This is a genomic window from Leeia oryzae DSM 17879 (genome assembly GCF_000376945.1).
Lineage (GTDB): Bacteria > Pseudomonadota > Gammaproteobacteria > Burkholderiales > Leeiaceae > Leeia > Leeia oryzae.
The window spans coordinates 1-25,917 of the sequence record NZ_AQXU01000021.1 but is presented as its reverse complement, the minus strand read 5'-3'; the positions used below and the strand labels follow the sequence as shown (position 1 = coordinate 25,917).

At 55.4% G+C, this 25,917-nt stretch carries 25 protein-coding genes; 13 read left to right on the top strand and 12 right to left on the bottom strand.

What is annotated here, in order from left to right; all coding sequences use genetic code 11:
- Window positions 1-4 precede the first annotated feature (4 nt).
- From feoB to F552_RS0107625, 3 genes are all read right to left on the bottom strand, one after another.
- The gene (gene feoB, locus F552_RS0107635) at window positions 5-1,867 is read right to left on the bottom strand and encodes a ferrous iron transporter B (protein WP_026182497.1); all 1,863 of its coding nucleotides are present in this window, start codon (window positions 1,865-1,867) and stop codon (window positions 5-7) included.
- Between the two features lie 6 nt (window positions 1,868-1,873).
- Entirely contained in the window at window positions 1,874-2,173 is a 300-nt protein-coding gene (locus F552_RS0107630; RefSeq protein ID WP_018151142.1) for a FeoA family protein, read from the bottom strand.
- 146 nt (window positions 2,174-2,319) lie between these two features.
- On the bottom strand, window positions 2,320-2,670 hold the full coding sequence (locus F552_RS0107625; protein WP_018151141.1) for an ArsR/SmtB family transcription factor: 351 nt from the start codon (window positions 2,668-2,670) through the stop codon (window positions 2,320-2,322).
- 127 nt (window positions 2,671-2,797) lie between these two features.
- On the opposite strand from F552_RS0107625, the gene F552_RS0107620 reads away from it, so the two are divergent.
- The 5 genes from F552_RS0107620 (at window position 2,798) to trxC (ending at window position 8,119) form a co-directional block, all read left to right on the top strand.
- Window positions 2,798-3,829, top strand: a complete 1,032-nt coding sequence (locus F552_RS0107620) for an efflux RND transporter periplasmic adaptor subunit (protein WP_018151140.1) — start codon at window positions 2,798-2,800, stop codon at window positions 3,827-3,829.
- Entirely contained in the window at window positions 3,826-7,098 is a 3,273-nt protein-coding gene (locus tag F552_RS0107615) for an efflux RND transporter permease subunit (protein WP_018151139.1), read from the top strand. Before F552_RS0107620 ends, F552_RS0107615 begins: the two co-directional genes overlap by 4 nt.
- A 7-nt stretch (window positions 7,099-7,105) precedes the next feature.
- Window positions 7,106-7,330, top strand: coding sequence for a YgaP family membrane protein (locus F552_RS0107610; RefSeq protein ID WP_018151138.1), 225 nt, complete (start codon window positions 7,106-7,108; stop codon window positions 7,328-7,330).
- A 58-nt stretch (window positions 7,331-7,388) separates the two neighbouring features.
- Window positions 7,389-7,586: a YgaP family membrane protein gene (locus tag F552_RS0107605; RefSeq protein ID WP_018151137.1), complete on the top strand. Its 198-nt coding sequence runs from the start codon at window positions 7,389-7,391 to the stop codon at window positions 7,584-7,586.
- A gap of 101 nt (window positions 7,587-7,687) precedes the next feature.
- Window positions 7,688-8,119 (top strand): thioredoxin TrxC, encoded by a 432-nt coding sequence (trxC, locus tag F552_RS0107600; RefSeq protein WP_018151136.1) that lies wholly within the window; start codon window positions 7,688-7,690, stop codon window positions 8,117-8,119.
- A gap of 21 nt (window positions 8,120-8,140) precedes the next feature.
- On the opposite strand, the gene phoR is transcribed toward trxC, so the two are convergent.
- Both phoR and phoB read right to left on the bottom strand, forming a co-directional pair.
- Window positions 8,141-9,502 (bottom strand): phosphate regulon sensor histidine kinase PhoR, encoded by a 1,362-nt coding sequence (phoR, locus tag F552_RS0107595; protein WP_018151135.1) that lies wholly within the window; start codon window positions 9,500-9,502, stop codon window positions 8,141-8,143.
- A 105-nt stretch (window positions 9,503-9,607) separates the two neighbouring features.
- Complete coding sequence (gene phoB, locus F552_RS0107590) at window positions 9,608-10,300, bottom strand: phosphate regulon transcriptional regulator PhoB (protein WP_018151134.1); 693 nt, start codon at window positions 10,298-10,300, stop codon at window positions 9,608-9,610.
- A 206-nt stretch (window positions 10,301-10,506) separates the two neighbouring features.
- On the opposite strand from phoB, the gene F552_RS0107585 reads away from it, so the two are divergent.
- From F552_RS0107585 to F552_RS0107565, 5 genes are all read left to right on the top strand, one after another.
- Window positions 10,507-10,872, top strand: a complete 366-nt coding sequence (locus tag F552_RS0107585) for a gamma-butyrobetaine hydroxylase family protein (protein WP_018151133.1) — start codon at window positions 10,507-10,509, stop codon at window positions 10,870-10,872.
- A 15-nt stretch (window positions 10,873-10,887) separates the two neighbouring features.
- The gene (gene ubiE / locus F552_RS0107580) at window positions 10,888-11,622 is read left to right on the top strand and encodes a bifunctional demethylmenaquinone methyltransferase/2-methoxy-6-polyprenyl-1,4-benzoquinol methylase UbiE (RefSeq protein WP_026182496.1); all 735 of its coding nucleotides are present in this window, start codon (window positions 10,888-10,890) and stop codon (window positions 11,620-11,622) included.
- A gap of 23 nt (window positions 11,623-11,645) precedes the next feature.
- Window positions 11,646-12,230: a ubiquinone biosynthesis accessory factor UbiJ gene (locus F552_RS0107575; RefSeq protein ID WP_018151131.1), complete on the top strand. Its 585-nt coding sequence runs from the start codon at window positions 11,646-11,648 to the stop codon at window positions 12,228-12,230.
- Between the two features lies 1 nt (window position 12,231).
- Entirely contained in the window at window positions 12,232-13,749 is a 1,518-nt protein-coding gene (gene ubiB, locus F552_RS0107570; protein WP_018151130.1) for a ubiquinone biosynthesis regulatory protein kinase UbiB, read from the top strand.
- Window positions 13,750-13,924: 175 nt separating this feature from the next.
- Entirely contained in the window at window positions 13,925-14,821 is an 897-nt protein-coding gene (locus F552_RS0107565; protein WP_026182495.1) for an amino acid ABC transporter substrate-binding protein, read from the top strand.
- 86 nt (window positions 14,822-14,907) lie between these two features.
- Here F552_RS0107565 and F552_RS0107560 read toward each other — a convergent pair whose 3' ends face one another.
- Window positions 14,908-15,798: a response regulator gene (locus F552_RS0107560; RefSeq protein WP_018151128.1), complete on the bottom strand. Its 891-nt coding sequence runs from the start codon at window positions 15,796-15,798 to the stop codon at window positions 14,908-14,910.
- 229 nt (window positions 15,799-16,027) lie between these two features.
- On the opposite strand from F552_RS0107560, the gene F552_RS0107555 reads away from it, so the two are divergent.
- Together F552_RS0107555 and F552_RS0107550 are read left to right on the top strand one after the other, a co-directional pair.
- Entirely contained in the window at window positions 16,028-17,128 is a 1,101-nt protein-coding gene (locus tag F552_RS0107555; protein ID WP_051078275.1) for a VanZ family protein, read from the top strand.
- Between the two features lie 206 nt (window positions 17,129-17,334).
- Complete coding sequence (locus F552_RS0107550; RefSeq protein WP_018151126.1) at window positions 17,335-19,149, top strand: methyl-accepting chemotaxis protein; 1,815 nt, start codon at window positions 17,335-17,337, stop codon at window positions 19,147-19,149.
- Here F552_RS0107550 and msrQ read toward each other — a convergent pair.
- From msrQ to purD, 6 genes are all read right to left on the bottom strand, one after another.
- Window positions 19,136-19,798, bottom strand: coding sequence for a protein-methionine-sulfoxide reductase heme-binding subunit MsrQ (msrQ, locus tag F552_RS0107545; RefSeq protein WP_156802258.1), 663 nt, complete (start codon window positions 19,796-19,798; stop codon window positions 19,136-19,138). The two genes, F552_RS0107550 and msrQ, sit on opposite strands and share 14 nt — an antisense overlap.
- Before the next feature lie 2 nt (window positions 19,799-19,800).
- Window positions 19,801-20,814, bottom strand: a complete 1,014-nt coding sequence (gene msrP, locus F552_RS0107540) for a protein-methionine-sulfoxide reductase catalytic subunit MsrP (RefSeq protein ID WP_018151124.1) — start codon at window positions 20,812-20,814, stop codon at window positions 19,801-19,803.
- Window positions 20,815-20,932: 118 nt separating this feature from the next.
- A complete protein-coding gene (gene prfA, locus F552_RS0107535) occupies window positions 20,933-22,012 on the bottom strand; it encodes a peptide chain release factor 1 (protein WP_018151123.1) in 1,080 nt (359 codons plus the stop codon).
- 95 nt (window positions 22,013-22,107) lie between these two features.
- Complete coding sequence (gene hemA / locus F552_RS0107530; protein WP_018151122.1) at window positions 22,108-23,361, bottom strand: glutamyl-tRNA reductase; 1,254 nt, start codon at window positions 23,359-23,361, stop codon at window positions 22,108-22,110.
- A 95-nt stretch (window positions 23,362-23,456) separates the two neighbouring features.
- The gene (locus F552_RS18735) at window positions 23,457-24,059 is read right to left on the bottom strand and encodes an L-threonylcarbamoyladenylate synthase (protein WP_051078274.1); all 603 of its coding nucleotides are present in this window, start codon (window positions 24,057-24,059) and stop codon (window positions 23,457-23,459) included.
- A gap of 38 nt (window positions 24,060-24,097) precedes the next feature.
- Entirely contained in the window at window positions 24,098-25,372 is a 1,275-nt protein-coding gene (gene purD / locus F552_RS0107520) for a phosphoribosylamine--glycine ligase (protein ID WP_018151120.1), read from the bottom strand.
- A 129-nt stretch (window positions 25,373-25,501) separates the two neighbouring features.
- On the opposite strand from purD, the gene F552_RS0107515 reads away from it, so the two are divergent.
- Window positions 25,502-25,753 (top strand): hypothetical protein, encoded by a 252-nt coding sequence (locus F552_RS0107515; RefSeq protein WP_018151119.1) that lies wholly within the window; start codon window positions 25,502-25,504, stop codon window positions 25,751-25,753.
- Window positions 25,754-25,917: the final 164 nt, after the last annotated feature.

Sequence of the window (25,917 nt, the reverse complement as noted above, 5' to 3'; positions counted from 1 at the left end):
CGGCTTACAGCCAGACCCCGGCAAGATAGCGGGTGGCGCAGGCAGCCAGATAAGCCAGTAAAAACAAATACCCGGTAAACGCAATGGTGGCATTCACCGAGTTGGTTTCGCGGCGGACCACGGCAATGGTGGACAGGCATTGTGGCGCATACACAAACCAGGCCAGATAGGCGAGGGCTACCGGTAAGCCCCAGGCATGAGCCAGTGATGCTCCCAGGGCGGATTCGCCGCCGCCTACGGCATACACGGTGGCCAGCGCGCTGACGGCCACTTCACGGGCGGCCATGGCCGGAATCAGGGCAATGCACATCTGCCAGCTGAAACCCAGTGGCCCGAACAGCGGCTGCATCAGCTTGCCCAGCATGCCGGCAAAACTGTACTCGATGGCGGGTGCTGTTGCATTGAGCGGTGCGTGCGGGTAAGTGGCCAGAAACCAGAGCAGGATCGACAGCGCCAGAATGATGGTGCCAACCCGGCGGATAAAGATCCAGGCCCGTTCTTTCAGACCCAGCAAAAAGTGATAGGCGTTGGGCCAGCGGTAGCTGGGCAGCTCCAGCAGCAAGGGGAAGTCATCCGCAGCGTGTTGCTGTTTGCGCATTACCCAGGCGATCAGGGCGGCACTGACAATGCCGGCAATATACAGGGCAAACAGCGTGATCCCCTGCAGGTTGAAAACCCCCCACACGGTTTGATGCGGGATAAAGGCCCCAATCACCAGTGCGTATACCGGCAGGCGTGCCGAGCAGGTCATCAGCGGCGCCACCATGATGGTGATCAGCCGTTCTTTCGGGTCGGCAATGGAACGGGTGGCCATGATGCCGGGCACCGCGCAGGCAAAACTGGACAGTAAGGGGATGAACGATCTGCCTGACAATCCCACGCCGCGCATGAGCCGATCCAGCAAAAAGGCTGCCCGCGGCAGGTAGCCGGAGTCTTCCAGTGCCAGAATGAAGGCAAACAGGATGATGATCTGCGGCAAGAACACCAGCACACTGCCGGTCCCCGCAATCAGTCCGTTGACCAGAAAATCCTGCAGAATGCCCGTGGGTAGCAGGGCACCGACCTGTGCACCTATCCATTGCACACTGGTATCAATGGCATCGACCAGCGGGCTGGCCCAGGCAAACACGGCCTGGAACATCAGGAACAGGGTCGTTAGCAGAACCAGCAGCCCCCAGACCGGGTGCATGATCAGGGTATCCAGCGCTTCCTGCCAGCGTGGCGGGTTGGCCGGCGCAGAAACGCAACCGGCCAGCATGTCGTCGATCCGCGCATACAAAGCTTCCACGTCCTCGCCGCGTGCGGGTAACGGGATGGTGTCTGCCCGTTGCAGGGCTTGTTTGGCGATGGTGCGCATGGCGTCCTGCAAGGCATTGACGCCATGCTTGCGTACCGCCACGGTTTCAACGACCGGCAGGCCCAGCCTGCGCGACAGTTCATCGACCTGGATGCGAATGCCCCGGTGCTCGGCGGCATCGGCCATGTTCAGGGCCAGAATCATCGGCAGCCCCAGCACTTTCAGTTCCAGTACTAACCGCAGCCCCAGTTTCAGGTTAGTGGCATCCACAACGGCCACCAGTACATCCGGGCGGGCTTCGTCTGCCATTTCACCCAGAATGACACGCCGCGCCACCTGCTCATCGGGAGACGCCACATACAGACTGTAAGTACCCGGTAAGTCGATCAGTTCGGCAGGCGCATCCATCTGCTGCAGCAGGCCGATGCGTTTTTCGACCGTCACGCCGGCATAGTTGGCGACTTTGGCCCGGGAACCTGTCAGTCGGTTGAACAGTGCGGTTTTTCCGCAGTTTGGGTTGCCTACCAGGGCAAATCGCAAGGGGGGTGTGGTTACGTGAGCAGAGGTCATGACCCATCAGGCTTTATGTGGCGTTGTCAGGATTTTTTCGGCTTCGCGGCGGCGCAGGCCGAACTTGGTGCCATTGATCTGTACCGCAATCGGGTCTTTGCCAAACAGGCCAAAACCGATCACTTTCAGTGTGGCGCCGGGAAGAAAACCCAGCTCTTTCAGGCGCTGGGTGACGTGTTCGTCGCGCTGGCCAAAGGCATTCTGTACGTCGATGCTGACAATGCGGGCATGTGCCCCTTTGGGCAGATCATGTAGCGGCGAGACCGGGTGCCCGGTCTCGGTTGTCTGGAGAGGTCTGTTTGGCATAATACGCTTTGTAAACGATATTTATTCTCGTTATCGTAACAAGCCATCCCGGTACTGTGCAAGATCGAATCGGGAGAATATGCGGGCAAGTGCTTGATTTTGGTCAAACAAAGTAGAATCTGGTCGCTGGTCGTGCACGGCGAGGGTTAGCCAATTCTGCGCGCGGCTTCCTGAATGGCCTGATGCAGTTCGGCATCCCTTTGCAAAATCTTGGCCACGTTTCCGCATACCAGATCGCATAACTCATAGGTACAAGCGTCAGCTATCTGGTAGATGGCCATGGTGCCGCGCTGTTCGCGCGTGACCAGTCCGGCTTCCAGCAGTAGGGACAAATGCTTGGACACGTTTGCTTGCCCGCCACCGCTCAGTTCGGTCAGCTGGCGCACGCTCTTTTCGCCATCGCGCAGGCAGTTGAGAATCCGCAAACGCATGGGTTCGGACAATGCCCGGAAATAGCTGGCCACTTTTGTCAGGGCTACATCATTCAGTTCTTCCATCACACACCTCGACGATAACGGTTACATTTTACCCGAGCCTTGTCCGGATGGGGTGACTTGCTTTTTTATTTGATTATATTACTATATAGTTATATAGTGTAGTAAAGTTTTTTACAGGACAACGCTCATGGCGCAGCAGAAAAAAATAGTCATCCGGACCCTGTCGGCGGCGATGATGCTGGTGGCAACCGGACTCATGGCAAAAAGTGCACCGCAAGTGGCCGTCGCCCAGTGGCAGATGGTTAGTGCCGGTTACCGGGCAGAAGCCGTGGTAGAGGCCGTACAGCAGTCGGCCGTGTCGGCGCAGACCCAGGGGCAGGTGGTCATGCTGTCCGTGAAAGTGGGCGACCGGGTCAAAGCCGGGCAGGTACTGGCGCGTCTGGATGACAAAGCCCTGTCGCAAGGTGTGAGTGCCAGTACGGCGCAAGTACAGGCTGCCCAGGCCCAGCTGGCCAACGCCAGTGCCAACCTGCGGCGCACCCAGAGTCTGGTCGCACAAAAATTCATGAGTCAGGCCATGCTGGATACAGCCCAGTCGCAGTATGACGCTGCACTGGCGAGCGTCAAGGCGCTAAAGGCCAATGCGGGTCAGATGAGTACCAATAAGGATTACGCCATCGTCAAGGCGCCGTTTGACGGTGTGGTCAGCCAGGTATCGACCGAAGTCGGGCAAATGGCTGCACCCGGCACGCCGTTGCTGACTGTATTTGCACCGGGGGGGCTGCGTGCGGTTGCGCATGTGCCACAGGCATCCATCAGCGAGCTGGATGCCCGTTCGCCAGCCAAAATACAACTGAACGGCAAAGACTGGCAGCCTGCCGGTGCGACCACCGTCTTGCCGGCGGCCGATCCGGTCACGCACACGCGTGAAGTGCGGGTGGCCTTGCCGGCATCGACCGCGTATGCCCCGGGGCAAACCGTGTCGGTCTGGTTTGCCACCAGCCAGACCCGCCGTCTGGTCGTGCCTGCCAGCAGCATTCTTCGCCGGAGCGAGCTGTCGCTGGTGTATGTGCTGTCTGGCAACGGCAAGTTTTTGCTGCGGCAGGTCCGCCTGGGTGAAGACATGGGGCCGGCAGGGGTAGAGATTCTGGCGGGGGTACAGGCCGGCGAGAAAGTCGCGCTGAACCCGGTTGCGGCTGGATTGGGGCAAGCACAATGAGCGAACAGCATCCTGTCACCGATAAGCAGGCGGGCGGATCGCCTCTACTGGGGGTATCCGGCCGGATCGTGGCGTATTTCCAGAAAAATACCATGACCCCGCTACTGGCGCTGATTGCCGCCTTGCTGGGCCTGTTTGCCATTCTGGTTACGCCCCGGGAAGAAGAGCCGCAGATCAACGTGACCATGGCCAACGTGGTAGTGCCATATGCTGGCGCGTCGGTGACGGATGTCGAGCAGCACGTCGCCATCCCATATGAACAGATGCTGGACCAGATTGCCGGCGTAGACCATGTGTATTCGGTCTCCCGTCCCGGTATGGCCATCATGACGGTGCAGTTCAAGGTGGGTGTCCCGCACGAAACCGCACTGGTACGCTTGTACGATACGGTGCATTCGCATCTGGACAGCCTGCCAACCGGACTTGGGGTCGGCCAGCCCATTGTCAAACCCAAGGGGATTGATGATGTACCGGTGATGGCGCTGACTCTGTGGAGCAAAGATGCGGCCGCAGGCGGCTACGACCTGGAACGCGCTGCGCACAGCCTGGAAGTCGAACTCAAGCGGGTGGCCGGTACCCGAGAGGTACAAACCATTGGCGGTCCCGGACAAGCCGTTAACGTCTGGCTGGATGCACGCAAACTCAGTGCCAGCGGCATTTCTGTTGTGCAGATCCAGCAAGCTTTGCAGGCACGCAATGTGACCATGCCGAGCGGCGCCCTGACCGCTGACAATCAGCGCATCGAGGTAGAAACCGGTGGGTTCCTGGCCAGCCTGCAGGATGTGGGTGATGTCATCGTCGGCGTGTTTGACGGGCGCCCTGTGTATCTGAAAGATGTGGCCAGACTGGAAGAAGGACCGCCCGTCCCTGAGCGCTATGTCTGGCACGGCACGGTGGGCAAAGCGGCGGCGGAACATCCTGCCGTTACCTTGCAAATCACCAAGAAACCCGGTGAAAACGCCGTAGATGTCACGTCGCGCCTGCAAGCACGCATCGACCAGCTCAAAGGCACCGTGATCCCGGACAATGTGATGGTGACCGTCAGCCGGGATTACGGCGTGACCGCCAACGACAAGGCCAAGAAACTGATCCAGAAACTGCTGTTTGCCACGGCTTCTGTGGTGGCGCTGGTTTGGCTGGCACTGGGTCGCAGGGAAGCCGGCATCGTCGGTCTGGCGGTGATCCTGACCCTGCTGGCCACCCTGTTTGCCAGCTGGGCCTGGGGCTTCACGCTCAATCGTGTCTCGCTGTTTGCCCTGATCTTCAGTATCGGCATTCTGGTGGATGACGCCATTGTGGTGGTCGAGAACATCCACCGCCATAGGGTACTGGACCCGCATGCCCCGTTGCTGGAGATCATCCCGGCTGCCGTGGACGAAGTAGGTGGCCCGACCATTCTGGCGACGCTGACGGTCATCGCCGCTTTGCTGCCGATGGCCTTCGTGTCCGGCCTGATGGGACCGTACATGAGCCCGATCCCGATCAATGCCAGCATGGGCATGCTGATCTCGCTCGCCATCGCCTTTGTGGTGACGCCATGGCTGGCCAATCGCTGGCTGGGCAAGCACGCCGTTCACCCTGACCATGCCGACGGCCAACCCGGCAAGCTGGAGCGGTTCTTCCAGCGCGTGTTTGCCCCATTTGTCGATCCGGTCCGTGGTGGCCGCATGCGCATGCGGTTGTGGGCCGGCATTATGCTGCTGATCCTGGCGTCTGTCTCACTGGCTGTAGTCAAGCTTGTGGTGCTGAAAATGCTGCCGTTTGATAACAAAAGCGAATTCCAGGTGGTGGTCGATATGCCGGTCGGGACGCCGGTCGAAAAAACCGCTGCGGTACTGCACGAAATGGGTAGCTATCTGGCCACCGTGCCGGAAGTTATCCATTACCAGGCGTATGCCGGTACGTCTGCGCCCATCAACTTTAACGGGCTGGTGCGCCAGTATGACCTGCGGGCGGCGCCAGAATACGGCGATCTGCAAGTCAACTTGCTGGACAAGCACGAGCGAAATCGCAAGAGCCATGAAATCGCCCAGGCCGTCCGTCCGGGGCTGGAAGCCATTGCCAGACGCATGGGCGCCAACGTCAACCTGGTAGAAGTCCCGCCCGGTCCACCCGTTCGCGCGCCAATCGTGGCCGAAGTCTACGGGCCAGACCAGGCCGGCCGGGATGCGGTGGCCGCCAAGGTCAAGCAGCTTTTTAGCCATACCAAAGACATCGTGGCTGTTGATAGCTCGCTGATTGCCAAGGCACCGAAACTGGCACTGGAGATTCGCCATGACCGCGCCGCAGCTGCCGGGGTGAGCGAGTCGGCCATTCTCGCCACCATGAGAACCGCGCTGGGCGGGCTGGATGCCAGCTGGCTGCACGACAAGCTCAGCAAATATCCGGAAGCCATTCGCCTGTCGCTGCCGGCCTCCCAGCAATCCCGCATCGAAAATGCCCTGCAACTGCGGGTGCCGGGCGGACAAGGGCAACTGATCCCGTTGTCGGAGCTGGTGACGCCGGTCTGGAAGCGTGTTGAACAGCCGCGCTACCACAAAGACCTGCTGCCGGTGACGTTTGTCACGGCAGACATGGCCGGTAGTCTGGATAGCCCGCTATATGGCATGTTCTCCATGCGGCATGGCCTGTTTGGTCAGCCAGTGGCCGATGGCATCCAGCTGGGTGAGTACTTCATCCGTCAGCCGCAGGACCCGTATCGACAGTACGCCCTCAAGTGGGATGGCGAATGGCAGATTACTTACGAAACCTTCCGCGACATGGGTGCCGCCTATGCGGTCGGCCTGATTCTGATCTACCTGCTGGTGGTGGCGCAGTTCCGCAGTTATCTGCTGCCGCTGGTGATCATGGCGCCGATTCCGCTGACCATCATCGGCGTCATGCCCGGCCATGCCCTGTTGGGCGCGCAATTCACCGCAACTTCGATGATCGGCATGATTGCGCTGGCGGGCATCATCGTCCGTAACTCAATCCTGCTGGTGGACTTTATCCGCCTGCAGGTCAGCCAGGGCGTGCCATTGCCCGTTGCTGTGGTGCAGTCGGCTGCTACCCGCGCCAAGCCGATTGCGCTCACCGGGCTGGCTGCCATGCTGGGCGCTTTCTTTATTCTGGATGACCCGATTTTCAATGGCCTGGCCATTTCGCTGATTTTCGGGATTCTGGTTTCAACCGTGTTGACCCTGGTGGTGATTCCGTTGCTGTATTTTGTCAGCCAGAAACACAACTACCCGGAAACAACCTTACCTCAAGCATCAAATCACAAGGAGTAAATAGATCATGGCAACAGAACGTATCGTACGCATCGTCGCAGGCTTTTTTGTGCTGCTGTCCCTCTCGCTGGGCGCCGCTGCCAGCCCGCTGTTTGTCAGTGCCAACTGGTTGTGGTTTACTGCGTTTGTCGGGCTGAACCTGTTCCAGAGCGGGTTTACCGGATTCTGTCCGTTGGTGAACATTTTGCATAAACTGGGTGTAAAGGACGCAGCTGCCTGCGGCAACAAATAACCGGTGCCCGTCATTGGGTCCAACGTGTTTTTAGATGTTCCATCAGAAAGGAAGCGCCATGAAACTGAATGTGGGTGGTATCGACCGGATCTTGCGGATTGTGGTCGGCGTTGTGCTGATTCTGGCTGCCGTGACAGGCCAGATTGGTGCCTGGGGTTATATCGGGGTGATTCCGTTACTGACGGGCGTGTTCCGCATGTGCCCGCTGTATAGCCTGATCGGATTTTCATCTGGCGGCGCAGACAAACAGGGCTGATAGACGTGTGACAGCAGGGGCCGGCATGGTACTTGAAATTGTGCCAACCGGCCTGATGTAGTAACTATCGGCCTTGCCAACGCTTACCCAAGAGGATTTGTATGTCAGCCCTGCATCTGGTGTGTCCCCATTGTTTTGCCGTCAATCGGGTTCCGACGGAGCGACTAAATGATCAGCCAAAGTGCGGACGCTGCCATGACGCGACCCTGCCGGGCAAACCGGTTGATCTGGGCGCAAGCAGTTTTGATGTGTTTACCAGCCGGAACGATCTGCCCGTGGTAGTAGATTTCTGGGCAGCCTGGTGCGGCCCGTGCAAAATGATGGCACCTGCGTTTGCCGATGCGGCCAGACAAATGACCGGACAAGTACAGTTTGCCAAAGTGGATACCGAAGCAGAACAGGCATTGGCCGGGCGCTATGCCATTCGCAGTATTCCGACGCTGGTGCTGTTCCGGCACGGCAAGGAAGTCGATCGTGTCTCGGGGGCACTCTCTGCCGCCCAGCTGACGCAGTGGCTGAAGCGGCACGCCTGAAAACAGTCTGATCGGGCTGCCTCAGTTATTCTGCGGCAATACCCGCTCTGACGGAAATACCGCACTAAAGGTGCTGCCCTGACCGGATTCCGAATGAATCTCCAGCCGGGCCTGATGCCGTAGCAAGGCATGCTTCACGATCGCCAGCCCAAGACCGGTTCCGCCGGTTTCCCGCGAACGGCTCCGGTCAACCCGGTAGAAGCGTTCGGTCAGCCGGGCGATATGTTGTGGTTCGATCCCGATACCCGAATCCTTGACCGAGAACACCACATCGTCACCTTGCTTGGCCCATTTCAGGGTAATGCTGCCACCCGCAGGCGTATAGCGGACGGCATTGCTGGCCAGGTTCCCCAGTGCGCTGTGCAATTCATCCGGGTTACCGTTCAGCCAGTCCGTACATTCCATTTCGATGCTGATCGTATGTTTGCCACCCGACAGGCTGCGGGTTTCATGTGCCAGAATCTCTACCAGGCGCGGAATATTGACTGGTTCTTCCCGGTGCTGGCCGCTCTGGCTTTCCAGTCGTGACAAGGTCAGCAAGTCTTCCACCAGCCGTTCCATCCGGCGAGTCTGGTCCAGCATCATGCCCATGTAACGGCGATTGATCTCCTGATCCGGGTTTTCCATGTCCAGCAAGGTTTCCAGAAACCCGCCAACCACGGTGAGCGGCGTGCGCAATTCGTGCGACACATTGGCCACAAAATCCCGGTGAACCACGCCGATCTTTTCCAGTTGGGTAATGTCCCGTGTCACCAGCAGTTTCAGCGTAGCTTCAAACGGGAATATCTGTACCGATAGCAAGGTATCCGGCGCATGGTCCGGATGCATCGTGACCGACTCGGTGTAGCGTTCGTTATTCACGTACTCGACAAAGTGCGGCTGGCGGATCAGATAATTGATCGTCAACCCCATATCCCGTTTGCGGGACAAGCCAAGATGTCGTTCGGCAACCGCGTTACACCATTCGATACGATCATTCTCGTCCAGCACCACCACCCCGTCCGGCAGTGCTTCTGCACCACGGGTAAAACGGGTCAGCGTGGCGGCCAGCTTGCGCTGGTCCTTGCGCCGGCGTTTTTCCTGCTGGTACAGCATCATGAACACGTCGCCCCAGTTGCCGGTAGCATCCGGCGAGGTTTCCAGGGTCGGGTCCAGCAGCCAGGCCGTCAGCTTGAACAACTGCTTGAGCTGGCTAAAGAGGGCAATCAGCAGCGCGGCACAAGACAGCCCCAAGGCTTCTTTGGTATGCCCGAATTTGGCAAGCCCCCATACCATTGCACCAATCGGCAAGGCATAAGACAGAATGCGCCCCCAGAATTTCATGATCGGCGGGTAACGCTTGATCTTGGTATCGTTCTTGCTGGAAAAAAAGGTATCGGTCATGATGCGGCCTTGTTGGCCAGATAAGTATGGGTAGCGGCCATTTTACGCTGCTAATGCGAAAGTAGGCACAGGAAATGAAGGCGACCGGTCAGGTCGCCCTATCCGTTATTCTGCCTGGGTAGACAGGCGATAACCTGCACCGCGCACGGTCTGGATCAGATCCGCATGGCCGGAAGGTTCCAGCGCAGAACGCAAGCGGCGGATATGCACATCCACGGTCCGCTCTTCGACAAACACGTGGTCTCCCCATACCTGGTCCAGCAGCTGGGTGCGGGAATGCACACGCTCGGCATGGGTCATGAAGTAATGCAACAGACGGAATTCGGTCGGGCCCAGATCTAGGGTTTTGCCATGACTGCTGACCCGGTGGGTTTGCGGGTCCAGTTTCAGGCCGCGCACTTCGACCAGGTCATCCGTCATTTGCGGCGCACGGCGGCGCAGTACTGCCTTGATGCGCGCCAGCAATTCACGGGGGGAAAACGGCTTGGTAATGTAGTCATCTGCGCCGGTTTCCAGACCGGTAATCTTGTCCTGTTCGTCAGAACGCGCCGTCAGCATGATGATGGGAATCGGACGGGTACGGTCATCGCTGCGCATCTTGCGTGCAAATTCGATCCCGCTTTGTCCCGGCAGCATCCAGTCCAGCAAAATCAGGTCTGGCAGGGCATTCCTGACCAGAGACAACGCGCGTTCGCCGGTATCTGCACGCATGACATGGTGACCAGCTTGCTCCAGGTTAAAGGCAATCAGTTCCTGAATGGCGGGTTCGTCTTCGATCACCAGAATATTGGCGGGCATTGTAAGGCTTCCTTTGTGTCAGGGTAACATCCGAATGTGCCAAGCTTATGCGGTTTATGTTACGGAAAAATGACATTTCATCGAAATGTAGCATTTTCCCTCAAGCCATTGGGATTATATCGTCAGATAACCGGTTGCCAGCGTTCCGGTGTTCGCTGCACTGCGTTATCATGTAGGTTTGCAAAACAACACGCGGTATCCCGATCGTGACCACCACGCTTTTTCCGACCGAAATCCGGTTGCATCAACAATCCAGACAACTGGAACTGACTTTTTCCGATGGCGCCAGTTTTAAACTGAGCTGTGAGTATTTGCGGGTGTTTTCGCCCAGCGCCGAGGTGCGCGGTCATAGCCCGGAACAGGCCGTGCTGCAGATTGGCAAACGGGAGGTCAATATCACGGACATCCTGCCGGTCGGGCAATACGCCGTGAAACTGGTGTTTGATGACGGACACGATACCGGCCTTTACTCTTGGTCGTATCTGTACGACCTCGGCAAGCAGTATGACATTTACTGGCGCGACTATCTGGGACGTCTGGCCGCCGCGGGCGCCTCGCGTGACCCGAACTGAATTCAATAAGGATGCATGATGGCAGAAACGCATTTTGGCTTTAAACAAGTCGATGAATCTGAAAAAGCAGAAAAAGTCGCCGGCGTCTTCCACTCGGTAGCGCAAAAATACGACGTCATGAACGACCTGATGTCTGGTGGTTTGCACCGCATCTGGAAGCATTTCACCATTGCCCAGAGCGGCATCCGTGAAGGCAGCAAGGTGCTGGATATCGCCGCCGGCACGGGGGATCTGACCAAGGCTTTTGCCCGCAAGGCTGGCCGCACCGGTGAAGTCTGGCATACCGATATCAACAGCTCCATGCTGCAAGTCGGGCGTGACCGTCTGCTGGACGAAGGCCTGGTGGTACCAAGCCTGCTGTGCGATGCCGAAAAACTGCCTTTCCCGGACAATTACTTCGACTGTGTCAGCGTGGCCTTTGGTCTGCGCAACATGACCCATAAGGACGTGGCCTTGTCAGAAATGTGCCGCGTACTCAAGCCGGGTGGCCGTCTGCTGGTGCTGGAGTTCTCCAAAGTCTGGGCGCCGCTGAAAATGCCGTACGACTTCTACTCGTTCAAGCTGTTGCCAAAAATCGGCAAACTGGTCGCCGGCGACGAAGAAAGCTATCAGTATCTGGCCGAGTCCATCCGCATGCATCCGGACCAGGAAACCCTGAAAGGCATGATGCAGGAAGCCGGTTTTGGCGTGGTGAACTACCACAACCTGACAGGCGGTGTAGTTGCGCTGCACAAAGGTTTCAAGGTCTAAGCACTGCTTAACAGGGGGTCATCATGATTCAGTCAGCCGGTTTTGCCGTCATTCAGCACTTGTTGGCCCAGCAGCCCGAGCTGTTGACGCACCTGCTACCCCACGCGGGTAAAACGGTGTGCCTGAGCATCCCGCCTGTACGCCTGACCATGATCATCCATTCGGATGGTGCATTGAGCCGCGTGAATGATGTCAATACGCCGGATGCTACCTTGCATTGCCCGTTTGCCGAGCTGCCCAAGCTGTTGGGCGATACCGCTACCCGTCGTTCTGCCATGCAGATCGAGGGCGACGCGCAGCTGGCTGCCGATGTCGGCATGGTGATCCAGTCCCTGCAATGGGATGCCACGGCAGACCTGGCCAGTATCGTTGGCGATGCCGCTGCTGTACCGATTGCCCGCTGGGCCAAGGCCGAGCTGGCGCAGACCCAGCAATTGTCGCATTCCTGGCTGACCCAGTTTGCCACCTATATGCGGGACGAAGCCCATGTGCTGGCCGACCCGTTCTCTGTCCAGCGTTTTATCGCGGACGTAGATACCCTGCGTGATGATGTTGCCCGCCTGTCCGCCCGCATTGCGGCGCTGGAAGCCAGGCGCAACAAGGACTGACATGCGTTTTTTCCGTTTGCTGAGAATTATCTGGGTTGTCATTCATTACCGTCTGGACGAGTTCATCCTCGGTCATGAACGTACCCGCTTTACCCGACGGCTTGTTTCATTCGCCTTGTTCTGGCGGCCTGCTGCCAAACCCCGGGCAGAACGTCTGCGACTGGCGCTGGAAAGCCTGGGGCCCATTTTCGTCAAGTTTGGACAGGTCCTGTCTACCCGTCGTGACTTGCTGCCACTGGATGTCGCCAATGAACTGGCCCGGCTGCAAGACCGCGTACCCCCGTTTGACGGTCGCGAGGCACAAGTACTGATCGAGCAGGCATTAGGGAAACCGATTGCCGAGATATTTGATGATTTCGACATTACCCCGGTCGCCAGTGCCTCTGTGGCCCAAGTGCATTTCGCCCATCTGAAGAACGGTCGCGAAGTGGCGGTCAAGGTGTTGCGTCCGGGTATCCTGCCGATCATCGAGTCTGATCTGGCACTGATGCGGGTGCTGGCCGCTGTGGTCGAGCGACTGTTCATCGACGGTAAGCGCCTGCGGCCCAAAGAGGTGGTGGCCGAGTTCGACAAATACCTGCATGACGAGCTCGACCTGATGAAAGAGGCGGCCAATGGCAGCCAGTTGCGACGCAATTTCCTGCAATCCGACATGCTGCTGGTGCCGGAAATCTATTGGGATTACACCACACGCAACGTCATGGTCATGGAGCGCATGCACGGCATTCCGATCAGCCAGATCGACCGCCTGCAGGCTGAAAACATCAGTCTGAAAAAACTGTCCCGCTTTGGCGTGGAGATTTTCTTTACCCAGGTGTTCCGGGACGGTTTTTTCCATGCTGACATGCACCCGGGCAATATTCTGGTCGCAGCCGACGGACGTTACATCGCGCTGGATTTCGGCATTGTCGGTACGCTCTCGGACGTCGACAAGCATTACCTGGCCGTCAACTTCCTGGCATTCTTCAACCGGGACTACAAACGGGTCGCCACGGCGCACATTGAGTCCGGCTGGGTGCCGGCGGATACGCGGGTAGACGAGCTGGAAAAAGAAATCCGCGCCGTCTGTGAGCCGATCTTTGACAAACCGCTGGCCGAAATCAGCTTTGGCCAGGTGCTGTTGCGCCTGTTTGAGACCTCACGCCGCTTTAATGTAGAGATCCAGCCGCAACTGGTACTGCTGCAAAAAACCCTGCTGAACATCGAAGGGCTAGGACGTCAGCTGGATCCGGAACTGGATCTGTGGCAAACCGCCAAGCCGTTCCTGCAGCGCTGGATGAACGACCAGATCGGTATTCGCGGCCTATGGCGCACCCTGAAAAATGAAGCCCCCCACTGGGCCACCAGCATTCCGCAATGGCCACGCAAGATTGACCAGCTGATTTCCGGCAATCATGCAGAGACGCTCAGTAAAGCCTATCTGCACATGGCACGCGAACAGCGGCGGCAAACCTGGTTGCTGATCCTGATCGTGGTGGTCTTGCTGCTGGCTATCGTGCTTCCCTATTTGCCGCATTAAGGGCTGTCATCCGAATTCATGTGACAGCAATCACACTAGCGTTGAGCGGGTTGGATGCCTTGGTCGGCGTATCAGGGCATATATCCGCAGCAAGATATGCAAAATAAGTATTTATCCTGATGGCAGGCTGGCGATAAATCACGTAAGACTATGCTTTCTGTGAGAGGAGAGTGTCATGCAGGCAAAATTACCCACAATAATTCAAAAGAGCCTCCCCATCTTGGGCGCATTATGCGCCGCGCTGACCATCAGCGCGCATGCCGATGCCACGATGGACCGTGTCCTGAAAACCCATGAAATCAATCTGGGCCATTTTCCAGGGGAAGCCCCTTTTTCGGATGTTGATAGCCAGAAAAACCCCGTCGGGTATTCCATCGACCTTTGCAAACGCTTTGTCGACGATCTGGGCAAAAAAACCGGGGCACCCATCAAAATCAACTGGGTGGACGTGGTGGATGCCAAAAACCGCTTCATCCTGATGGATGCCAAAAAGATCGATGCTTTGTGTTCTGACACCACCAACAACCGCGAACGCCAGAAGAAATACGGGTTCTCGCATACCATGTTTGTGGCAGGTATCCGCCTCATTACCCAAAAAGACAAAAATTACAAAGGGTTTCTGGATTTAAAAACCAAGAAGGTCGGCGTTATTGCCGGTACCACTGGCGAAAACCTGTTGCGCGGCGTGTCCAATGACAAGCAGTTGGGTTACCAGATTGTGGTGGCAAAAGACCTGGAAAGCCTGTGGGAGTTGCTGGAAACGCAGAAAGTAGAAGCCATCGCCTATGACGACATCCTGTTGGCCAACAAGGCATCGCATAGCAAGGCGGGCGCAGCTGCCTATCATTTTCTGAATGAATACCTGTCGGTTGAGCCTTACGGCATCATGACCCGCAAGGAAGATACGGATTTGCTGAAATCCATCAACCGCACGTTGTCCGATCTGTATTTCAGCGGTGAAATCATGAGCATCTACAACCGGTGGTTCATGAACAGCGAGCGCAAAATTCCGCTGGGCCATATTCTGGGCGAAGACTTCAAGGTACCCAACAACTATCCCGCCTACCCATAAGTGACAATCCCAAAAAAACAGCCAGACCATACACTGATCTGGCTGTTTTTACATGTTCACCCCTATTAGGCGTCTATTTACTGCAATCAGACATCCAGCAACAAGGTGACTTCGTTGCCATTGCCCTTGTAGGTGATCGAACGGAACGACAGGCTTTTCGCCAGTGCAATACCTCGACCATGGGAGTCAAATGCCCGTGAGGCAGAGGGTTCGATGTACTCCAGCCAGTTAAAACCCTTGCCTTCGTCCTTGATGGTAATGGTCGTGGCAAACGGACTTTTCTCGTAATGTACCCTGACGTATTTGTCGGCATTTTCCGGTAACTGAAGCCGACGCTCGATTTCAGATGCCCAGGTGCCACTTTCCATCAGTTTGCTTTTTTCATCATAGCCAATGCCAAGATTGCCGTGCTCTACTGCATTGATCAATAACTCTGACAGGCCAAGCGCGGCCAGGGACGGGTTGGCACAGACATTGGCCAGGGTTGCGGCCAGTTTGCGGGCTTCCGGCATGGTTCTGACCTGAAACGTCCCCTCGGTCATCAACTCCAGGACTACCCGCTCTTCCTGGATTTGCTGAACCACCGACAGATGGGAAAAACGGTCTGCCAGCGCCGTCTGGATAACGGCCAGCAAAACGTCACATTCATACGGTTTGGTCAGATAGTAATAAGCACCCAGTTTCAAGCCTTCAATGATCTGCTCTTTGGCTGCTGCTGCCGTCTGCATGATGACAGGCAGGCTTTTTAGCTGGCTGTCAGCCTTGATTCTGGCCAGAACCTCGATACCGTCGATGCCGGGCATCATCCGGTCCAGTACGATCAGGTCAAAACGTTGTGGTTCAGCCTGCAACATGGCCCAGGCAGATTCACCATCTTCAGCCGTGACCAGCTCACAATTCAGGCCGCTCAGGTATTCACAGATGATTTCGACATTAAAAGGCTCATCGTCCACGATGAGGATGACGGGTGTTCGCATATTTTTCTCCACAAGACCGGGAGGCATAACCCTCCCATGCCCTGTATGACCGGCTTGCTATTACGTTTAAAACTTCAGCATGGCTGAACTGAATAACTTCATTATGACAATAGTCTTCAATAATGCAATCAGCAATCCGGACTAATGATGACTAAACATACGCATCTTGCATGAATCCTGCATCCTTTGCTTGCCTCACTGCCCTGATACACGGTATGTTTGCAGTGCTATGTTCACGATCACCTATTTGGCACATCCCCCGCAGGAAAGCCGCATGCCCCGTTTTTTTGCTGTCGGCTATGCCATCCTGCTACTCACGGCAGGCCTGTTTCCTTTTCAGGGTTGGCGGGACTCTGGCGTGCCGGTCTGGGCATTCCTGGGTTATCACTGGCCATATTATTTTTCCCAGTTCGATTTTGGCATCAATATCGCGGCGTTCCTGCCGCTGGGCATGGCCTGTCGCCAGGAGGCCAGGCGGTCATGGGGGCCTTTCGGTGCATGGCTGATCACGGTGCTGTTATGTAGCGGTTTCAGTTTTTGCATCGAAACCATTCAGGTGTTTCTGCCTAACCGAAATGCGTCTAATGTCGATTTGCTTGCCAATAGCCTCGGTGGGGTACTGGGAGCGCTTTTGCCGCCTGTTTTCCGTCGTCTACCGTTTGCGCTTGCATTCCGGCGCTGGCGCTATCACGTGTTCGCTGAAGGGATGCTGGCAGACTATGGTCTGGCACTGGCTGTCATCTGGTTTGTGGCGCAGTGTAATCCTGCCTTGCCCATGTTTGGCATTGTGGTCCAGCCGCACGGCTTGCCGCAGCCTTTTGAATCGCCGATTCCGGATCCTGCGCTCTTCTTGCGCCTCTTGGAAGTTGGGGGGGCTTTGCTGCATTTTTGGGGCGTTGCCATTTTTCTGGCCACCTTACTTAAAAGCCACCGCTATTTTCTGAAAGCCATCGTGAGTCTGTCTGGCATGACGCTCCTCATCAAGCTGTTTCTGGCCGGTATCTTGCTGACGCCTTCGTTTTTCTTTAGCTGGCTGAATCTGAACATTGTCCTGGCACAATGTATCGGCTGGTTGCTATTGCCTGCCATTTTAAGGCTGCGCCGCCGATACCTGGCCGGCATCGCCATCTTGATGCTGCTGGCAGAGCAACTGATCAGCTACTATTGGCCCTTGACGGCGAACCCGGTGGCCATGCTGCACCTGTTCCGCTGGTCGCTTGGTCATCTGCAGAACTTCAATGCCGTAGCCGATCTGGCAGCAGATATCTGGCCCGTGTCTGCTGTTCTTTATTTTGTGTTGTTCATCTATCAGCGCTGGCGTGACGTGTGAAATCTGGATGTACGATCCAGGAGTCGGCATGTTGTTGTCATTGAATATAAATGGCTTGCCCATATGGGGTTGAGCGTCTACGCTGAGTATATTAAAACGAACGGGCTCATTGATGGGCGTCAATGTTCAGGTGAACCACAGCTTGCTATAGTGTGACCTCATTTGAATTGCATCATCACACGCGCCCGCAGGATGGAGACAGCAGGATGAACGCCTTTTGGCAACTTTATGCAACTGTCGAGAAATTGTTTTTCAATTCCTTGACCAAGAAATTGTGCAGCTTTCTACTGATTCTTTTGTTCCAGGCCGCCATGGTGTATGTCTTTTATGACTATGCCACGCAAGTCCATGAACTGACCAGCAAGGGTGGCATGTCGGCAGATCTGTCAGGCAAGTTGCAATCCATTACGGCACAGGCCAAGGTATGGCTGTGGGCCTTAACGATTATCACAACGATTTTCGTTGTCTTTCAGGTATGGTATCTGCGGTTCCTGATTGTTCGGCCATTACGCCTTGTCACGCATATCTTTGATGAGCTGGGCAAAGGCCAGGGAGACCTCACGCGGGACATTCCTGTCATTACCTATGATGAAATCAAGGAAATGTCCGATGCCTATAACCGTTTCCTTGTGAATCTCCGCAATATCATTCGGCAAGTACGGTCTTCGGTATTGCATATCGGGGTCACCTCTGCCGTCACCGCCAGAAACATTGACCTCACGGCAAAAAGTGCAGCCACCCAAAGTGTTTTGGGGGACAGTATTTACGATTACAGCTCCGAAGCAACCACCTCGGTTCAGGATGTGACGGCATTGACCCTGAAAATTGCCGGTCACAATGCAGAAAACCTGGAAAAAGCGAATGACTCTTATGCCGAACTGATGAACGTGATGGATCGTATCAATACCATCACCCACAAGGTCGAGCATTTCAATGAAACGGTGGATCGTCTGTATGAAAGTACATCCAGCATTCGCCAGATTGTGGCGCTGATCAAGGCCATTTCAGATCAGACCAATTTGCTGGCGCTCAATGCAGCCATCGAAGCTGCCAGGGCAGGGGAAGCCGGCCGCGGCTTTGCCGTGGTGGCAGACGAAGTGCGCAACCTGGCTGTCAAGGTACGGTCTGCCACGGATGAAATTGCCAGCAATATCGATAACGTGATCGGTCTGGTGGCAAACACTAAAACCGAGACCGAAGAAATTCACCAGGACACCTCAATTACCCGTGAAGTGGTTGTCGTATCTGCCGAAAACTTCAAGAGCATGATTCATGCGTATGAAGACATTGCTCACCAGCTGGATGACATCTCCCACCGCGTGACCCAGTTCTCGGCCGTCAACCAGCAAATTCACTCAACAGTACAACAGATTCATGATGGTACCCAGGTCATCACGGAACAAATGTCACTGTCTACCAAAGCTTCGGCAGAGCTGATCAGCAACACCTCCAATGTCCAGGCGCTGGTGTCCCGGTTCCGGGTCGGCGTAGGGCACATGGATCATGCCATTACCGAAGTCCAGAAAGTGCGAGACATCATCCAGGAGCGGCTGGTGGCACTGGCAGCACAAGGCGTAGATCTGTTTGACCGCCAATACCAGCCGGTCGCCAATACCAACCCGACCAAATACCACACGGCCTATGACCGGTATTTTGACGCGACCTTCCAGAAGCTGTTTGATGAACTGGCTGGCAAGATTCCTGGCTGCATTTTTGCCTTGTGTTTTGATAACAAAGGCTACGCGCCAACCCATAACAGCTGGTTTGCCAAACCCATGACAGGTAACCCGGCCAAAGACCTGCAAGATAGCCGCGATAAACGTATCTTCCATGAGCCAGGCATTCAGGGGTTGTCTGCCAGTACCTTGCCGTTATTGCTGCAAACCTATACCCGCGATACTGGCGAAGTGCTGGGTACCATTTCGGCACCGCTGTATATCGGCGGTCGGCATTGGGGCGCGATGGCGATCGGGTTTACGCCGGATGCTCTGCAAGAAGACGACGACCTTAACCAGGTTTGAGGGTTGCCGACGGCCGACGGAGATACAAATAAAGCTGTTTTAACCTTGGTGCCAGCAGGCAAGCGAGCGCCAAGGCAAACCAGCTAGGTGTTCGCAAGTCGGCTTTGACCAGCCAGAAGAAGTGCAGTACACCCAGAGCAGGGCAGATGTACGCCAGCCGGTGCAGTAGCTTCCAGCGCCTTCCGCCCAGCTTGCGTATGCTCCACTGTGTCGACGTTGCCGCCAAGGGTACCAACAAAAGCCAACCCAGCATGCCAACCAGAATAAACGGACGCTTGGCGATATCATGTAATACTTCCTGAACATCCAGCATTTTTTCCAGCCAGACATACAAACTCAGGTGCAGGCTGATATAAAAAAAGCCAAACAGGCCAATCAACCGGCGTACGCGTACCAGATCCCGCCTGCCTGTGAGCATGCACAGTGGTGTAATGGCGATGGCGGTCAGCAACCATGTGAGTCCCCATCTGCCGGTTGAACGGATGATGAATTCAATCGGGTTGGCACTCAGCAGTAATGTGCCATGGTAGATGTCCGACCACGCATAGCCGCCTATCCGCAGCAATGGCGCCAGCAAGAGGGGCCATAAGAACCATTTAAGCGTGCGGGTCCAGTGCCGTTGTGGTGAAGCAACAGACGTGTTTTTCATGATCAGTAGTATTTCCGTAAATCCATGCCCTTATACAGACTGGCGACCTGCGCTGCATAGCCGTTAAAGGGCAGGGTTGCTCTTCTGGAAAACTCCCCGATCCGGCGTTCGGTTTTCTGGCTCCAGCGCGGGTGATCTACTTCCGGATTGACGTTGGAATAAAATCCGTACTCTCTGGCGTTCGCCAGGTTCCAGCTGGTTGGTGGTTGATGCTCGACCAGACGGATCTTGACCACCGACTTGATGCTCTTGAACCCATACTTCCAGGGCACCACCAGCCGGACCGGCGCACCGTTCTGGTTAGGCAGCACATCGCCATACAGACCAACGGCAAGAATGGTGAGCGGATGCATCGCTTCGTCGATCCGCAACCCCTCGACATAAGGCCAGTCCAGTACACTGTCTTCCTGCCCCGGCATCTCGCTAGGCCGCATGACGCTTTCAAAGGCAACATACTTGGCCTTGCTGGTCGGGCCGACTTCCTTCAGCAGACTCGCCAATGGAAACCCCACCCATGGGATCACCATCGACCATCCTTCCACGCACCGCATCCGGTAGATGCGCTCTTCCAGTGGGAAGTGCTTGGTCAGGGCATCAAGATCATACGTTTTACCAGCAGAGACTTCCCCACTGACATTCAATGTCCAGGGGCGAGGTTTGAAGCGCTTTGAATTTGCCGCAGGGTCGTCCTTGGCCGTGCCGAATTCATAAAAGTTGTTATAACTGGTAATTTCCTGCAGGGAATTGACTGGGTTATAGGCATCATGAACAGACAGCGGGCTTTTCTTCAGACCCGAGAAAGCTGCCTCAGCCATTTCTGGCAGCAGGCCGCTGCCTGCCACAAGCAAGCCGGCTGCGGTTTTCATCCATTCACGGCGGGACTCAAACAATGCGCGATCGGTAATTTCAGATGCCGGAATATCGGATGGATGACGGATAAACATGGTAACCCCCTGCACAAAGAAACGATCTGGACGCAAGAATGGAGAAGGCCAGTCGGCAATCAATCCATTCATAGCATACACCTACTGCTACTTAGTCGTTTTGAAATGCAAATTGTTACAGCTGAAAGTGATTTTTTTGCGCCGGGCCTGATCAGATACCAGTGATAGCACCTGATCAGGCCGGAGATGATTAATCGTTAGCCAGTTCGGCCAGCAATTCGGTCTGGTGTTCGGTGATCAGTGCCTGGGTCAGGTCGCCCAGGTCGCCTTCCATGATCTGGTCCAGCTTGTACAAGGTCAGGTTAATGCGGTGGTCCGTAATCCGGCCCTGCGGGAAGTTATAGGTACGGATACGCTCGGAACGGTCGCCCGAACCGATCAGCGATTTACGGGTAGCAGATTCCGCCGCGTGGCGTGCCTGACGCTCCTGATCCTGAATTCTGGCTGCCAGTACCGCCAAGGCGCGCGCCTTGTTTTTGTGCTGAGAGCGGTCGTCCTGGCACTCCACCACAATGCCGGTTGGCAAGTGGGTGATCCGGACAGCGGAGTCCGTCTTGTTAATGTGCTGACCACCCGCGCCTGACGCACGATAAGTGTCGATACGCAAATCAGCCGGATTGATGTTCACTTCTTCCAGTTCATCCGCTTCCGGCAAAATGGCAACGGTACAGGCAGATGTATGGATGCGCCCCTGCGTTTCGGTTGCGGGTACACGCTGTACGCGATGCCCGCCAGATTCAAATTTCAACTGAGAATAGGCGCCAAACCCGATGATACGCGCGACGATTTCCTTATAGCCCCCGAGGTCTGATTCACTCTCTGACAGCACTTCCACCTGCCAGCGCTGCCGCTCGGCAAAACGGCTGTACATCCGGAACAGATCGGCAGCAAACAGGGCCGACTCATCGCCGCCCGTTCCTGCGCGTATTTCCAGAAACACATTGCGTTCATCATTAGGATCTTTGGGCAGCAGGGCTTTCTGCAAATCAACTTCCAGCGCCTCCAGTGCTGCCTTGCCGGACTTGATCTCTTCTTCCGCCAGTTCACGCATGTCCGGATCATTCAGCATCTCTTCAGCGGTTGCCAAATCCTCGCCTACCTGCTTGAACTTATGAAACAGTTCAACGACGGGTGTCAGTTCGGCATGCTCGCGGGACAGCTTGGTGTATTGGGCCATATCGGCCGTAGCGTTCTCGCTGGCGAGCAAATGCCCCACTTCTTCCAGGCGGTCCGCCAGCTGGGCCAGTTTTTCAAGAATCGAAGGTTTCATTATCGGTAAAGCCTGTCTCTAAATGCGGGAGAGATACCTGCATCATGCAGCTATCTGTTCTATATATAAATAGGTCGGGAAGGGGGCTAAGGCCGCTAATGCTGTTCAGGAATATGAAACAGCCGGCTAACCAGCCGGATCATGTCATGCCGCTCGTGCGGCTCGGCATGCTGCAGGGCGTGGGTAGGTGCGTGCATGAACTTGTTCGCCAATGCGTGCGCTAATTGTTCCATTACCCGTTCTGCATCTTCACCGGATGACAGACGCTTGCGAGCGCGGTCCAGTTCGTTGCGGGTAATCCGGTCGGCATGATCCCGCAAATTCCGGATGGTCGGCACAACGGCACGGCTCTCCAGCCAGTGCATGAATTCGGCAACGTGCTGGTCAATGATGGCTTCGGCATGTATCACGGCGGTCTGGCGTGCATCCAGCCCTTCTTTAACGATGACCGACAAATCATCTACGGTATACAGAAACACATCATCCATCTGGCTGATTTCAGGCTCGATGTCCCTCGGTACGGCCAGATCCACCATAAACACCGGGCGGTGCTTGCGCTGCTTGATGACCCGCTCCATTAGCCCTTTGCCCAGAATGGGTAACGGGCTGGCGGTACAGGAAATCACGATATCAAACTCGTGCAAAATCTCGGGCAGCGTATTTAGCGTGACGGCTTGTGCCCCGAATCGCGCTGCCAGACTTTCACCACGTTCGATGGTGCGGTTGGCAATGGTCATGCGCTTCGGCAGTTGTGCGCCAAAGTGGGCAGCGCAAAGCTCAATCATTTCACCGGCGCCAATAAACAACACATGCTGGTCCTTGATGCTGGCAAAAATGCGTTCAGCCAGACGGACAGCTGCTGCGGCCATGGAAATCGAATTACTGCCTATCTCGGTTTCGGAACGAACTGCTTTTGCCACCGAGAATGTACGCTGAAACAGCTTATTAAGCAGACTGCCCATGGTGCCGGCATCTTCTGCCACTTTGACGGCATCTTTTAACTGGCCAAGAATCTGGGTTTCACCCAGTACCATGGAGTCCAGACCGCTGGCTACGCGAAAGGCATGGCGAATCGCCTCCTCGGTCGGCAGGGCATAAATATAAGGCTCGATCTGACTACGCTTGAGTTGGTGATGGCTTGCCAGCCATTCAATGGCGGCTTCCGGTGTTTCGGCTGCACAGTAAATTTCTGTGCGGTTGCACGTCGACAGGATAGCGGCTTCTTCCGCTGCCATTTTATCCAGCATCTCATGCAGTGCAGACGGCAGCCGCTCAGGTTGAAAAGCAACCTGCTCGCGGATCGCCAAAGGCGCTGTATGGTGGTTAATCCCTAAGGTAAACAAGGGCATGGATAATCGCAGTCTGTCAGATCAAAAATTTAATTGACGCTATTTTAGCCGAAAGCATCTTGCATTGCTTTGCTTTGTGCCAAATCCGGCGTGAGTTATCGAGTACGGTTTTTCAGAAGTTGCAGCAACTCTTCAGAAACATGCCCGCGCAAGACACGGCCGGTCGCGAAATCAATGATGCTAGAAGGATTGTGCATTTTGCCAGTCAATCCACGGATAACCGTCGCATGCTGACCAAAAGTGCGCACGCATGCCCGGTGGGTGCGCAAGGATGGCTGACCTGCTTTGTTGGCACTGGTGGATACCAGTGGTCCCAGGTATTTGCACAGGGTAGATGCCTGCGGATGTGCCGTGACACGAACCGCCAGCGTCTGATGTTTGCCGCGCAGCAAAGGCAATACGCTGGTTGCTGCTGGTAAAAGAAAAGTAAACGGACCAGGCCAAAACCGGGAGAGAATCGCCACGTCCTGCTCGCCCAAGGGGGCAAGCAGGGGGCGCAACTGAGCCAGGCTGGCCGCAATGACAATCATGCCTTTGTGCTGTGGACGACCTTTCAGGCGTAAGAGCCGCTTAAGTCCGAGCGGGCTTATCGGGTTGCACCCGAGCCCAAAACAGGACTCGGTCGGGTACGCCAGTACTCCATGATGTTTATAGCGGGCGCGTAGCTGGCGTACGGCAGGCCAAAATCGAATCGACATATCTTAGATATAATCAGTCAAAAACAAACCATACCAGATTAACGGCGCTGCACAGCGCGGTAGCCAATATCACGGCGCATTTGTTTGCCGTTAAACTCGATGGCTTCTGCAACTTCATATGCACTCTGTTGTGCCTGCTTCACATTCTCACCCAGTGCCGTCACGCACAAGACCCGTCCGCCACTGACAGTGACATTGCCGTCACTATCCAGAGCGGTACCTGCGTGAAAAACCTGCACATGCTCGTTATTGTGTTTTAGACCACTGATGATGGCTCCCTTTTGTGGAGTGTCCGGGTAACCTTCCGCGGCCAATACTACGCCAAGTGCTACTCGGCGGTCCCACTCCGCCTCAATCTGATCCAGTTTGCCTTTAACACCGAACTCCAGCAGATCAACCAGGTCACTTTTCAGTCGGGACATGATGGGTTGTGTTTCCGGGTCACCCAGGCGGCAATTGAATTCCACAACGCGTGGTGCACCTTCGTCATCAATCATCAGCCCGGCATACAGAAAGCCGGTATAAGGATGCCCATCCTTAGCCATGCCTTGTACGGTGGGCAAAATGATTTCACGCATGGTTCTGGCGTGCACGTCAGGGGTGACCACCGGCGCCGGAGAGTAAGCCCCCATCCCGCCGGTATTCGGACCTTTGTCGCCATCAAGCAGACGCTTGTGATCTTGGCTGGTTGCCAGCGGCAGTACGTGCTCACCGTCAACCATCACAATAAAGCTCGCTTCTTCACCCTGCATGAACTCTTCGATGACCACGCGCGCACCTGCATCGCCCATGCGGTTGTCCAGTAGCATCATGTCAACAGCGGCATGCGCTTCTTCCAGGGTCATGGCAACCACAACCCCTTTACCTGCGGCCAGACCGTCAGCCTTGATGACAATCGGGGCGCCTTCCGTATCTATATATGCATGTGCCGCAGCAGCATCGGCAAAGGTCTTGTACTTGGCAGTCGGGATACCATGCCGTTCCATGAAGGCCTTGGCATAGTCTTTCGACCACTCCAGTTGAGCAGCGCCACGGGTTGGCCCAAAAATCGCCAGCCCTTCTTTGCGGAATGCATCCACTACACCTTGTGACAGCGGCGCCTCAGGACCAACAACGGTCAACTCGACATGTTCTCGTTTTACAAACTCAATCAACTCAGGGATGGCAGTAATGGCAATATTGGTCAGGTTTTTATCGGTTGCTGTGCCGGCATTGCCAGGCGCAACAAATATCTTGGACACTTTGGGAGAGGTGGAGAGCCTCCATGCCAAGGCATGTTCACGACCACCAGAACCAATAACCAATACTTTCATAGTCAAACCCTATATATATAGATATATGCGGAGCAAAAGCGGCTTCGCTGAAATGCATCAAATTAAACAAGTGCAATTTTACCCTGCAAAAGACAAAAGCACATTAGAAAACAGCACTGCTTATAGAGGATGTTCAGCAAATCTGCTATCGGCGTGATTGCCAGCGCGCAAGACGTAAAAAATACATGTCAGTACGGTTTTGCTTTTTTGATTTATAAACAAAGACTTGCTAGTATTTTTGTTGTTTTGGCTGCGTTGCTGGAGAGAAAACTTTGCAGAGAGGTGTTGACGATGCTGGCTGAAGTGCGTATAGTTCGTACCTCTGCTGCTGACGCAGACGACGAAACGAAGCGATTAATCGCTGAGTTTACGAAAGTTTGAAGTTGGTTGCAACTGCTCTTTAACAAACGAACAACCGATAAGTGTGAGTGCTTGTTTCGGACAAAGACCTTCGGGTCTGCAAAGAAATAAGTGCTTACACAGTCAAGAAAAGAAATTTTTTTGAGTGTACGTAAGCCAGTTTTAAAGATTGAACTTAAGAGTTT

What these genes read in the sequence shown, in the direction of transcription:
- feoB (WP_026182497.1), bottom strand. Translation starts at nt 1,867, where the DNA reads ATGACCTCTGCTCACGTAACCACACCCCCCTTGCGATTTGCCCTGGTA.
- F552_RS0107630 (WP_018151142.1), bottom strand. Translation starts at nt 2,173, where the DNA reads ATGCCAAACAGACCTCTCCAGACAACCGAGACCGGGCACCCGGTCTCG.
- F552_RS0107625 (WP_018151141.1), bottom strand. Translation starts at nt 2,670, where the DNA reads ATGGAAGAACTGAATGATGTAGCCCTGACAAAAGTGGCCAGCTATTTC.
- F552_RS0107620 (WP_018151140.1), top strand. Translation starts at nt 2,798, where the DNA reads ATGGCGCAGCAGAAAAAAATAGTCATCCGGACCCTGTCGGCGGCGATG.
- F552_RS0107615 (WP_018151139.1), top strand. Translation starts at nt 3,826, where the DNA reads ATGAGCGAACAGCATCCTGTCACCGATAAGCAGGCGGGCGGATCGCCT.
- F552_RS0107610 (WP_018151138.1), top strand. Translation starts at nt 7,106, where the DNA reads ATGGCAACAGAACGTATCGTACGCATCGTCGCAGGCTTTTTTGTGCTG.
- F552_RS0107605 (WP_018151137.1), top strand. Translation starts at nt 7,389, where the DNA reads ATGAAACTGAATGTGGGTGGTATCGACCGGATCTTGCGGATTGTGGTC.
- trxC (WP_018151136.1), top strand. Translation starts at nt 7,688, where the DNA reads ATGTCAGCCCTGCATCTGGTGTGTCCCCATTGTTTTGCCGTCAATCGG.
- phoR (WP_018151135.1), bottom strand. Translation starts at nt 9,502, where the DNA reads ATGACCGATACCTTTTTTTCCAGCAAGAACGATACCAAGATCAAGCGT.
- phoB (WP_018151134.1), bottom strand. Translation starts at nt 10,300, where the DNA reads ATGCCCGCCAATATTCTGGTGATCGAAGACGAACCCGCCATTCAGGAA.
- ubiE (WP_026182496.1), top strand. Translation starts at nt 10,888, where the DNA reads ATGATGGCAGAAACGCATTTTGGCTTTAAACAAGTCGATGAATCTGAA.
- F552_RS0107575 (WP_018151131.1), top strand. Translation starts at nt 11,646, where the DNA reads ATGATTCAGTCAGCCGGTTTTGCCGTCATTCAGCACTTGTTGGCCCAG.
- ubiB (WP_018151130.1), top strand. Translation starts at nt 12,232, where the DNA reads ATGCGTTTTTTCCGTTTGCTGAGAATTATCTGGGTTGTCATTCATTAC.
- F552_RS0107565 (WP_026182495.1), top strand. Translation starts at nt 13,925, where the DNA reads ATGCAGGCAAAATTACCCACAATAATTCAAAAGAGCCTCCCCATCTTG.
- F552_RS0107560 (WP_018151128.1), bottom strand. Translation starts at nt 15,798, where the DNA reads ATGCGAACACCCGTCATCCTCATCGTGGACGATGAGCCTTTTAATGTC.
- F552_RS0107555 (WP_051078275.1), top strand. Translation starts at nt 16,028, where the DNA reads ATGTTCACGATCACCTATTTGGCACATCCCCCGCAGGAAAGCCGCATG.
- F552_RS0107550 (WP_018151126.1), top strand. Translation starts at nt 17,335, where the DNA reads ATGAACGCCTTTTGGCAACTTTATGCAACTGTCGAGAAATTGTTTTTC.
- msrQ (WP_156802258.1), bottom strand. Translation starts at nt 19,798, where the DNA reads ATGAAAAACACGTCTGTTGCTTCACCACAACGGCACTGGACCCGCACG.
- msrP (WP_018151124.1), bottom strand. Translation starts at nt 20,814, where the DNA reads ATGAATGGATTGATTGCCGACTGGCCTTCTCCATTCTTGCGTCCAGAT.
- prfA (WP_018151123.1), bottom strand. Translation starts at nt 22,012, where the DNA reads ATGAAACCTTCGATTCTTGAAAAACTGGCCCAGCTGGCGGACCGCCTG.
- hemA (WP_018151122.1), bottom strand. Translation starts at nt 23,361, where the DNA reads ATGCCCTTGTTTACCTTAGGGATTAACCACCATACAGCGCCTTTGGCG.
- F552_RS18735 (WP_051078274.1), bottom strand. Translation starts at nt 24,059, where the DNA reads ATGTCGATTCGATTTTGGCCTGCCGTACGCCAGCTACGCGCCCGCTAT.
- purD (WP_018151120.1), bottom strand. Translation starts at nt 25,372, where the DNA reads ATGAAAGTATTGGTTATTGGTTCTGGTGGTCGTGAACATGCCTTGGCA.
- F552_RS0107515 (WP_018151119.1), top strand. Translation starts at nt 25,502, where the DNA reads ATGTTCAGCAAATCTGCTATCGGCGTGATTGCCAGCGCGCAAGACGTA.